The sequence below is a fragment of the Bacteroidia bacterium genome (assembly GCA_016218155.1).
Lineage (GTDB): Bacteria > Bacteroidota > Bacteroidia > Bacteroidales > GWA2-32-17 > GWA2-32-17.
This window is the reverse complement of sequence record JACREQ010000045.1, coordinates 109,153-121,044: the sequence shown is the minus strand read 5'-3', so window position 1 is coordinate 121,044 and position 11,892 is coordinate 109,153. Positions and strand designations below refer to the sequence as shown.

The window sequence follows — 11,892 nt, the reverse complement described above, 5'->3', positions numbered from 1 at the left end:
TCTGCGGTAAGTACTACTACAGTAAATATTTTATCTACACCTCAGGCAAGTTATACTTCAACTGCACCAAAATGTACAGGACTTGCTGTTGATTTCACAAATACCGGAACAACAAGTGGTGTAAACTATTCTTGGGATTTTGGTACAGGTTCAACCCCTGCAACTTCAACAACACAGAATCCTAATGGAGTAATTTATTCAACCTCCGGAATTAAAACAGTAACACTAACTGTAACAAATAGTACAACAGGTTGTGCTGTTACTTCAACCAATACTATTAATATATATCAGACTCCGACTTCAAATTTTAGTTCTAATGCGCCGGTATGTGAAAATACTGCTGTTAATTTTACGAATAACAGCTCTACCGGTATTGGTGTTTCGTATAGCTGGGATTTTGGAATCGGAGCTACACCGGCAACAGCTACATCACAAAATCCAACTAATATCCTATATAGTTTATCTGGAAATAAAACTGTTACACTTACTGTTACAAACGAATTTCAATGCTCTGCGGTAAGTACTACTACAGTAAATATTTTATCTACACCTCAGGCAAGTTATACTTCAACTGCACCAAAATGTACAGGACTTGCTGTTGATTTCACAAATACCGGAACAACAAGTGGGGTAAACTATTCTTGGGATTTTGGTACAGGTTCAACACCTGCAACTTCAACAACACAGAATCCTACTGGAGTAATTTATTCAACTTCCGGAATTAAAACAGTAACACTAACTGTAACAAATAGTACAACAGGTTGTGTTGTTACTTCAAATAATACAATTAATATTAATCTTACTCCTTCAGTTTCATTTACCTCTACAGCTCCACAATGCGTGGAATCAGGTGTTAACTTTACAAATACCGGAAGTACAGGCGAAAACTGGACTTACCTCTGGGATTTTGGACAGGATGGTTTACCGCAAACTGCAAATGCTGAAAACCCTACAGGAATATCATATAATGGTGGTGGGTATAAAATTGTTACATTAACTATTTCAGATGGAGTTTGTATGCATATTGATACAAATACCATTTTTATTAATTCGCTTCCTATTGCCAATGCGAGTAAAGACACAACTATCTGCGCTGACAGAAGTGTGCAGATAGGAACAACCCCTGATTCAAGTTACACTTATAATTGGTTTCCATCAAGTACTTTGAATTTTTCTAATATTGCAAATCCTGTTTCAAGTCCTATAGCTAATATAACAAATTATGTAGTAACTGTTCAGGATACATTAACAGGATGTTATAATACAGATTCTGTAATTGTAACCATGTTACTTCCGCTTAATGCAAATGCAGGTGTAGATGTAGAAATTTGCAGAAACGAAAACATTCAGGTAGGAGCTGCTCTTGTTGAAGGGCAATCGTATGTCTGGTCACCGGCCGCCGGATTAAACAATATTAATTCACCAAATCCTGTTGTTACTCCTGATTCAACAACAACCTATTTATTAACAGTAAGCGGTTCCGGTTGCGAACCTGTGACAGATGAAGTAACTGTAATTGTTCACCAATTGCCCAAAATTGATGCAGGATTAAATGATTCCATTACTCATGGTTCAAGCACCCAGCTCATCTCAACCGGTGGAGTACAGTATGAATGGACTCCGTCAAACGGATTAAGTAATACCGGCATTTATAATCCCATTGCATCACCGGATATTACAACAACGTACAACGTAGTTGGAATTGATATTTATGGTTGTAAAAATAATGACTCTGTAACAATTTATGTTATAACACCTTCAGTCTGGGTTCCTTCCGCTTTTACTCCTGATAACAATGGTAAAAATGATGTTTACTATGTAAGAGGAGAAGGCATTAACAACTTTGAATTTGCGATTTTTAATTCCTGGGGAGAAACCGTTTTCTATTCTAAAAACATAAGCTACGGATGGGATGGCAGAAAACAAGGATCAAATGAACTACTCCCCGAAGGTGCCTATGCATATTATATAAAAGGTATTCTTACAAATGGAGAATCTGTAAATTTATCGGGAATAGTAAATTTAATCAGGTAATTTTTTAATTGATTATTTCAAACATTAAACTTTAATAAAATGAAAAATAAATTCAAAATATCGATAATCGGAATTATCACGATAACTGCTGCATTGCTTTCAGAAAGCATAGTTGCACAGGATACCAGATCTTCTTTGTCATATGCAAATCCTTTAAATCTAAATCCGGCTATTGCAGGGGCAAACAAGGATTTTAAATTACTTATAAATTATCGTAACCAATGGGGTTCATTGGATAATGGATATAAAACATATTCGGTTACAGCTTTGTATCCCGTTTTTGTGGGTAAAAATACTACTACTACTTTGATAGGTGACTCAAAGCAGGGAGGAACAAATAATGTAAACAGTAAACTTGATTTTGGCTTAAATGCACAAAAATATACTGCAGGGGCATTCAGCAATCTCGATTTTTCACTGTCGATTGGCTATAATTTACGTCTTTCTGATAATAATTATTTTAGTGCAGCGATTTTAGGGTCATATGTTCAAAAATCATTAGATGTTAGTAAACTAACTTTTGACGAACAATATGTTTTGGGTTCCTATAATTCTGCGAATCCAAACAGTGAAACTGTCTTGAATGAAAAAGTAACTTATCCGTCTGTTGGTTTTGGCGCAATGTGGTATTATAATGAAGGTGAAGGAGCTAAATTAAATGCGTTTCTTGGTGCAGCAGGGTATAATTTAAATAAACCTAACGAATCATTTATCGGAGAAACAGGTGATTTACCCAGACGCTTCACTTTTCAAGGTGGAATAAAAATCATCGGTGCAAATAAAATTGATATAACTCCGAATGTAATTTATCTTGAACAAAAAGGTGCCAGTTTATTAGCAACAGGAATTTATCTGGATTACAGAATTAATGATAAATCAAAACTTGTATTAGGCGGATGGTATAAAACCAAAGATGCTGTAACATTTTTAATTGGTTTTGATTACAAATTCTTTACTTTAGGATATGGATATGATGTTATTACTTCTGATGTTACTAAAGCAATAGGTGGTTTAAATACACATTCCATATCATTATCTGTGAAATTGGATCAGGCGGAAAAAAAGAACCTTATGTTAAACAATCCTTTTAGTTCTTTCTAGATTGTTCTATTTGTTGAATAATTATTAAAGGCTCTTATTATAAGAGCCTTTAATAATTTGAGTAAGGTTAGATAATTGATATTTTTATCATCTTACTGTTTAAGTATTTGATTAGGAATAAACAATGGTGTAAAAGTTGTAAATAAAAGTAGATATTGTTTGCTTAAGTGTTTTGAAATAACAAATACACTTTATATGGGTTATTAAGCAGATTAAAACGAATCTAAATAAATGACAAGTTGTAGATAATGAGTAATGTAATACGATTTAGTGGGGGTGTTTTGCAGATTGAAACATGTTAAAAAACATAAAATACTAAAAAAAGAATTAAATATATTTGTGTTGAAAAAATATTATGAACCTAAAATCATCTTTAAAAATGAAAAAAATCAGTTTTGTTACTTTGATGTTACTCGCTGTAACTTCAATGAGTTTTGCTCAAACAATTACAGGTACTCCCCATGATATGAGTGCACAGGCATGGAATACTATGGCTTCAAACAAACTTTGCGGTGTTTGCCATACTCCTCATAATGCAATGGCAGTATCTCAAGCTCCTTTATGGAGTCACACTACTAGCTCTGCGGTATACACAATGTATACAAGTGCTCAGTCATCAACTTTTAATGCAACTCCAGGTGCTGCACCAAGTGGTAATTCATTATTGTGTTTAAGTTGTCATGATGGTACAGTTGCATTAAACAACCATGTTGGTAATACTTTACCATTAGGAAGTACTTTAGGTGTTGCTTATCCAACAACAACAACATTAGTTGGAACTGCTTTAACAAACGACCATCCTGTTTCTTTTACTTATGATGCTGCTTTAGTTACAGCTGATGGTGCTTTAAGACCAACAACAACAGCTGCTTTAGGTGGAACAATTGCAACCAAAATGTTATTTGGTGGTAAAATGGAATGTGCTTCATGCCACAATCCTCACAATAACCAATACACAAGTTTTCAAAGAATGACAAACAATGCTAGTCAGCTTTGTTTAACATGTCATATTAAATAATTATTGTGAATATGTTTTTATTAATTTTAAAGGGCGAAATTATCGCCCTTTAAAATTAAAATTAAATAAAGATGTCAAAGAAAACTTTTTATACCTTATTATTAATAGGAATCTATTATTTTCTTTTAGTTTCATGTAACAGACATATTGGCGAATCATCTACCAATACTGTTGTTGTTTTCCCATCACCACCAGACACAACGCGAATACAATTTTTAACAAAGTTCAGTAGTTCAATAGATATAGTTAGAAAACAATCTGCATTTAAAAGATATATTTTTGGTGTAGAAAAAGAAAATGCAATTGCCAAACCATACGGGATTGAAATCAGAAATGGAAAAATTTATATTTCCGATACAGGTATTCAAGGTTTAGAGGTAATTGATTTGGAGAAACATACTTTTAATTTCTTTATCCCAACAGGGTTAGGGCAATTAAAATCAGTAATTAATTCTTGTCTTGATGAAAATGAAAACCTATATATAGCCGATGGAGGAAGAAATCAGATAGTAATATTTGATAAAACAGGAAAATATATAAATGCATTTGGAGAATCTGAGAACTTCAGACCTACAGATGTTTCTGTTTTTAATAATAAAATATTTGTAGTAAATATAAAAGGAAATAAAATAAACGTTTATAAAAATGATTCTACCTATAAATTTTTATATTCTTTTCCGGAAGCAGCTCAGGGCGACGAAAGTTATTTGTATTCGCCTGTAAATATGGATATAAAAAACAATAAAGTATATGTTACAGATATTGGTGGGTATAATGTTAAGACTTATACTTTAGAAGGAGAATTTATTAATTCTGCTGGTAGTTATGGCAATAATCCGGGTCAGTTTTATCGACCAAAAGGAGTTGCTGTTGATAACGATGAAAATATTTATGTTGTAGATGCAATGTATGAGATTGTAGAAATGTTTAATAATAAAGGACAATTCTTAATGCATTTTGGTGGACACTATCAGGGACCTGGTTATATGTACATGCCAGCAAACATAACAATTGACTATAATAATTTACAGTATTTCGAAAAATATGTAGATCCAAGATTTAAATTAAAATATTTAATATTTGTTACGAATCAGTTTGGACCTGATAAAATTACTGTTTATGGCGGAGTGGAACTTAAATAATATTATTAAGAGGTGAATAAATTTATAAAGAAACATAATTTTATTTTTTTAGTAATACTTGTATTGTTCTTTGTTGCATGTAGTCCAACTACAACATATAAGGTAATGTCAACACTGTTTGATGGAGTTCCTGACCCAAACGCAAAACCTTTGATTGAAGTTAAAGATTCAATTAAAAATGATAGTCTTGCTTTACTTGAAGCTGCAAACATACAAACTACAGGTTCGTCTGTTGTTCATGAGCCTTATAAATCAAATGATTGTTCAAATTGTCATAATGATGGTTCGTTAACTATGCAACAACCTGAACTTTGTTATCAATGCCATGAAAATTTTAATACAAAGTATAAATATCTACATGGACCTGTTGTTTCGGGTGGTTGTACTGCATGTCATAATCCACATATGTCTGACTATAAAAAATTAGTTTTGCGTGAAGGACAACAATTATGTTATTATTGTCATGATTCAAAAGATGTATTAAAAAATGAGGCACATGCAGATTTAGGTGAAACAAATTGTACAGAATGTCATAATCCACATGGAGGTGAGGATAAATATATTTTTAAATAATTAATGAAAGCAAGAATATTAATATTGCTGTTAATTCTTGTATCCGGATATGGGTATGCTCAAACTTTGCTTGGTGAAAGCAAACAGAAATCTTCTTTTAAATTATGGAGATTAATCTATATAAATGGTGAAGCAAAAGTAGAAGGATTTTATAGAGAACAAAAAATAGATCGTGATTTGCTTTCAGAATTTCAAAAAAGTAAAAATTATACTGGCGGATTATTAATAAATACAAGAAGTGCTATCTGGGATCCTAAATTTATGTTGCTTGATGTAGATGCAGAATACAATTCAGGTTTTGATGGAGATCAATATTTAGTATTTCCCGACCGTGCTGAAGCCAGAACATTAAATAAATTAGATTTGAGGTCAACTTTTTTTAGCGAAAAGCCTGTTTCTTTAACAACGTTTGCCTCTTTTAATCAGCTTTATCAAAACCGCGAAAGTCTTGCGAATATTAAATCGAATAATAGAAATTTTGGTGGTATGTTATCATATGCCAATAAATATTTTCCAACACAAGTAGGATATTCAAATTCTAAGAATTATCAGGATGAATTGCAAACTGGTCGCTTTTTTAATCAGGAACAAAGTGATTTATATGCAAGATCTTCTTTTAATTTAACAAAGTTTGATGACAGAAATGAAATATCGTATAACCATAGCGAGTTTGTAAATTCAACAGAATATATAAATTTAAAAAATAAAGCAGATGTTATAAGTTTGTATAACAATTACAATCTCGATTTTAAAAAGAGATATAATTTTAGTTCGAATATTTCTAAGTCAATTCAAAAAGGGAGTTATAATTTAGAACGACTTCAGGTTTTCGAAAATCTTTCATTAAAACTTCCTAAAAACTTTAATTTTGTTACGAGTTATGGATATAATAATTTAAAACAAGATTCAAATAAAGTTATTCAACATAATGTAAAAAGTGCATTCAGCCATAAATTATATGAAAGTTTGTATTCTGGTTTAATTTATGAATATAATACTCAGAAAAGCGATTTTTATAATAGGAGTCTTCATTTAGCAGGTTTTGATATTCGATATAATAAGAAAATACCTACAAATGGGATGCTTTCAATGTCATATAAATACACTAAACAATTTCAGACTACCGAAAGTGACCCAATAATGTTTCAGGCAATTCATGAAGAATATGTTTTAACTGATGGAAATGTAGTTTTGTTGAACAGACCTTATATTGATCCTGCATCTATTGTAGTACGAGATATAACAGGTACAATAGTTTATCAGTTGAATTTGGATTATATTTTAATTGAAAGAAATAATTATTTAGAAATTCAAAGATTTGTTGGTGGGCTTATTCCAAATGGAACTGCCGTTTATATTGATTATGTAGCAAACCAGCCTGGTTCTTACAAATATGTTGCAAATAATCAAAATTTTTATGCAGGTGTAAGATTATTTAAACAATTAATGGAATTCTATTATCGATTCAGTAAAATGGATTATGTAATGCATGAGAAGATTGAGAATTTGGTTTTAAATTATTACACACAACAAACTTATGGTGCTATGTTCGAATATAAGTTTGCAAAAGCCGGAACCGAATATAGTATCTACCATAGCAATGTAATTCCTTATACAATGTTATGGTATTATTTAGATTTACAAAAGAATTTTAGCCAAAGAGTAAATGTTAGCTTACATGGCAGTGTTCGCGATTATAAAATGACAGGTGATTCATTGACTCAAAAATTTACTTCTTTTTCAGGTAAAGTTGCATACCGAATTTGGGGAATGACTACAATTTCGGCAAGTGCAGGTTATATGAATCAGAGAGTAAATGGCATAGAGTTAAGTTATTTAACTTCAAGGTTAGATTTAACAACTGTTTATAGACAGTTATATTTTTCTGCAGGAGCAGAATTATATAGAAGAAACTATTTAGCAGAAGGAATAAATTTTTATGGTGGTTATTTAAAGATTGTTAGAAAGTTCTAATTATGGGAAAATTATTCACATATATTATTCTATGGCCTGTAATTTTAAATTTTCTATATTCTAGTAAATTAACAAATAGTAGCGATTTGTTGATTATTAAAAAAAGAGTTATTGCTGTCAAAAATTATTCAGTTGATCCAAAATGTACTGATTGTCATTCAGATTTAATTGAGAAGTCATCAAAACATAGTGCAGCTTTAGATGATGGTTGTACAAATTGTCATCAGGGCGATGTGTCAAATCATCCACCTGCACAAGGAAAAACATTTACTCTGGTTGAAAAAATGCCCGCACTTTGTTATACTTGTCATGATGCTATTAAATCAGAAATAGAAAGTGGAAAGTCAGTTCATAAAATAGTAAATCAAAAAAAGTTTTGTGTTAATTGCCATTCTCCTCATTCCACTAATCAAAGCAAACTTTTAATTTTATCCGGAAATGAGCTTTGTTTAAGCTGTCATAATAAAACGATTACATCAGGAAATAAAAAAATTACCAATATTAATCAGCAAATTAAGTTTGGAAAAACGATTCATTCTGCAATTGAAGGGGGCTGTATTTCCTGTCATAAATCGCATGCTTCTGTAAATAATAGTTTATTAACTAAACTCTTTCCTCAGGATAACTATGCGTTTGCAAAAAAAGATACTTTTTCTTTATGTTTTGATTGTCATGATAGCGGAATATTAGAAGCAGAAAAAACAACTTCAGCAACAAATTTTAGAAATGGTGAAACAAATCTGCACTTTGTTCATATTAATGGCAAAAAAGGCAGAAATTGTACAATGTGTCACGATATTCATGCAACTGTTAATGAGCATTTAATTTTAGATAATGTAAAGTTTGGAAAGTGGAGTTTTAAAATGAATTATATTGTTCGTGAAAAAGGTGGAACTTGTTTTCCAGGTTGTCATTCAGAAAAAGAATATATCAGACAATAAGGTTCTTTGGAAATTTTTATTAAAATTAAAAAAATGGTTAAAAAACACAACTTTTAACTATTTATTACGTAAAACTTCGAAGTTAAATTTAAAAAATTAATATTTTGAAAACATTATTTAACCTACTTGCAGCTATAGTGGTTTGCACCAATGTATGTGTAGAAAGTGTTTCTGCTCAAAATACAACTTATCAATCAAGCATTACCCAGAATCTTAAATCTCCTGTACGTATTGCAATTGATCATAATGATATTTTATATGTTACAGATGCCCATGAGAAAGCAATTGTAAAATACGATTTACAAGGAAACTTTATTGAATCAATTTCAGTTGGGGGTTCGCCTGTTTCAGTTGCAATAAATAATACAAATCAGATTTTTATTGGTGATGGAGAAACTGGAATAATTTCAAAAGTGGAATCAAATGGTACTTTAACTGAGTTTTATTCAGGCTGTGTTTTTCCTTCTTCAATGACTTTTAGTCCGGAAGGTATACTTTATGTTGCTGATGGCAAATCACAAAAAGTAATTGCTTTAGATGTTTCTGCTAATGTAATACAAACAATAGGTGTTGGGACATTAGTGTTTCCATCAGAAGTTGTATATGATTATAGAAATAGTAGAATTTTAGTAGCTGAACATGGTGGTTTTGGCCCTGGTGTAGGAATGAGCGGTTTACCGGTATGTAAAATCTGGAAATTTGATCTGAATGGAGTTCTACAAGGAAGTTTTGCTTCTGCAGGAAATGGAAACGGACAATTTTACAGAATACAGGGAATGACTGTTGGTAAATGTGGGAATCTTTATGTTTGTGATCCATTTCAAGGCAATATTTCTGTTTTTAATGAGAATAATACATTTATTACGCGTTTTGGTCAGTTTGGAACACAACCAGGTGAATTAAATGTTCCACTTGATGTGTTGTTTGACTCCCAGGAAAGAATAATTGTTGCTTCTATGAATAACGGAGCGTTAGAAGTGTTTAATGTTGCTGATACACTTCCTACTTCTAATATAGTAAATTCTGATGCAACGATTTGCTCAAATCAAACAACAAATATCACAATTGATTTTACCGGAACAGCACCATGGACTTTTACATATACAGTTGATGGTTTAAATCCTGTTTCTGTAACAACCAATGATAATCCTTATGTGTTAAATGTTAATACGGGTGGTATTTATGAAATTACTGCATTAAATGATATGTATAAAAGCGGCACTTGTTTCTCGGGTAGTGCAAAAATTACAGTAAATAGTGTAATTCCAACTTCAAATATTACAACTGGAAATGCATTTGTATGTGCAGGAAGTTCGTTAAATATTCCAATTCAATTTACTGGTGCTTCTCCATGGACATTTACTTATACTAAAGACGGAGCAAACCCAACAACAATATTAACAGCAAATAATCCATATTTATTATCTGCTTCGGATGCCGGATTATATGAAGTTACAGCAATTTCTTCTGGAGGATGTGTTGGAAATACTTTTGTTGGAAACGCAAATATTTCTATTAATAATGTTCCAACAGCATCATTCATTTCTAGTGGTCCATCTGTTTCAGTTTGTCAGGGAGAAACTGCAATTCTTCCAGTTCAATTTACCGGAACATCACCGTGGAATATTTCTTATACAATTGATGGAGAAAATGAAATAAGTTATACTTCAACTTCAAATATTTTTAATTTAACTGCAACACAAGCAGGTTTGTATAATTTAACAACAGTTACTGATGCTAATTGCACAAGCAATGTTCCGCAACAGGGACAAGAGGTAATTGTAAAACCAATTCCAACTTCAGTAATGGCAAGTATTAATACAAGTGCATGTATGGGATATACTACAAATATTCCAATTCAATTTACTGGTAATTCACCTTTTACTTTTACATATTCTGTTAATAATGCAAATTTTATTACTGTTAGTACAACTGATTATCAGTATGAAATGGCAGTAAATCTTGATGGTGTTTATCAAATTACAAGTTTAGAAGGTGATGGGTGTTATGGAACAAATAATATAGGTAGTGCAAGTGTTTCGTTGTTGCCATTACCAACAGCAACTTTTACTTTTGGAAATAATCAGGTTTCAGTTTGTGAAGGACAGACTGCTGGTTTACCTATTAGTTTTTCTGGAGCATCTCCATGGTCGTTTACCTATACTACAAATAATATTAATCCTGTAACAATAACTACATCAGATAATCCATATATATTAAATGTTGCCGATGGTGGTTTTTATGAAATTCAATCAGTTTCTGATGTAAATTGTTATAATTCTTCAACAGTTGGCACACCAGAAGTTATAGTAACACCTTTGCCTGGTTCTTCAATGAATAATCCAACTGTAGCTTCATGTAGTGGTTTACTCGCAAATATTCCTATAAACTTTAATGGTATAGCACCATGGACATTTGTATATACAATTGATGGATTAAATCCAACAACAATAACAACAAATGAAAATCCGTATTATATTTCTGTAAATACTCCTGGTCTTTATCAGGTAATAGGTATTTCTTCTGGTAATTGTATTGGTACAAGTATGTTTGGAAACACCGATTTGGTTGCTGCTGAGTTTCCTGTTCCTTCATTCGTTTATACAGCAAATGGGCTAGAATTCAATTTTACAAATAATTCTCTTTATTCAAGCAGTTATTTGTGGAATTTTGGCGATGGTCATACAAGTACCGAAATTAATCCTATTCATCAATATGTATCACCAGCTATATACAATGTGGTATTAACTGTTTCAAATGGACTTTGTCCGGATGGTACTATGACACAAACTTTAGATTTAACATCTTTAAATGTTGTTAATAATAAAGAGCAAAACAGTATCTTGGTCTATCCTAATCCATCTCATGGATTTATAACAATATCAACTTCTTTTGCAAACAATAGTACTTTTTTAGTAGAAGTAATCAATTCTATTGGACAGGTTGTACTTTCTAGAATTTGCAATCAGAATAAAGAAAATATTGACCTTAGTAATTTTTCTTCTGGAATTTATACTGTTAAGTTATCTTCCGATGATTTTTCAAAAACAGAAAAAATTATTTTAAATAAATAATTATTTTTAACTCTAAATAGTAACAGAATAACTGC

The 11,892-nt window shown here is 31.4% G+C and carries 8 protein-coding genes; all 8 read left to right on the top strand.

Going from position 1 to position 11,892, the window contains the following annotated elements; genetic code table 11:
* A partial coding sequence (locus HY951_08360) for a PKD domain-containing protein (GenBank protein ID MBI5540056.1) occupies nt 1–2,034 on the top strand: 2,034 nt, incomplete at its 5' end.
* A gap of 39 nt (nt 2,035–2,073) precedes the next feature.
* On the top strand, nt 2,074–3,135 hold the full coding sequence (locus tag HY951_08355; GenBank protein ID MBI5540055.1) for a PorP/SprF family type IX secretion system membrane protein: 1,062 nt from the start codon (nt 2,074–2,076) through the stop codon (nt 3,133–3,135).
* A gap of 379 nt (nt 3,136–3,514) precedes the next feature.
* The gene (locus tag HY951_08350; protein MBI5540054.1) at nt 3,515–4,153 is read left to right on the top strand and encodes a cytochrome C; all 639 of its coding nucleotides are present in this window, start codon (nt 3,515–3,517) and stop codon (nt 4,151–4,153) included.
* Nucleotides 4,154–4,224: 71 nt separating this feature from the next.
* The gene (locus HY951_08345; GenBank protein MBI5540053.1) at nt 4,225–5,295 is read left to right on the top strand and encodes a hypothetical protein; all 1,071 of its coding nucleotides are present in this window, start codon (nt 4,225–4,227) and stop codon (nt 5,293–5,295) included.
* A 12-nt stretch (nt 5,296–5,307) separates the two neighbouring features.
* The gene (locus HY951_08340) at nt 5,308–5,868 is read left to right on the top strand and encodes a hypothetical protein (GenBank protein MBI5540052.1); all 561 of its coding nucleotides are present in this window, start codon (nt 5,308–5,310) and stop codon (nt 5,866–5,868) included.
* Between the two features lie 3 nt (nt 5,869–5,871).
* Nucleotides 5,872–7,842: a hypothetical protein gene (locus HY951_08335; protein MBI5540051.1), complete on the top strand. Its 1,971-nt coding sequence runs from the start codon at nt 5,872–5,874 to the stop codon at nt 7,840–7,842.
* Between the two features lie 2 nt (nt 7,843–7,844).
* Nucleotides 7,845–8,783, top strand: a complete 939-nt coding sequence (locus HY951_08330) for a hypothetical protein (GenBank protein ID MBI5540050.1) — start codon at nt 7,845–7,847, stop codon at nt 8,781–8,783.
* A 104-nt stretch (nt 8,784–8,887) separates the two neighbouring features.
* The gene (locus tag HY951_08325) at nt 8,888–11,857 is read left to right on the top strand and encodes a T9SS type A sorting domain-containing protein (GenBank protein ID MBI5540049.1); all 2,970 of its coding nucleotides are present in this window, start codon (nt 8,888–8,890) and stop codon (nt 11,855–11,857) included.
* Nucleotides 11,858–11,892: the final 35 nt, after the last annotated feature.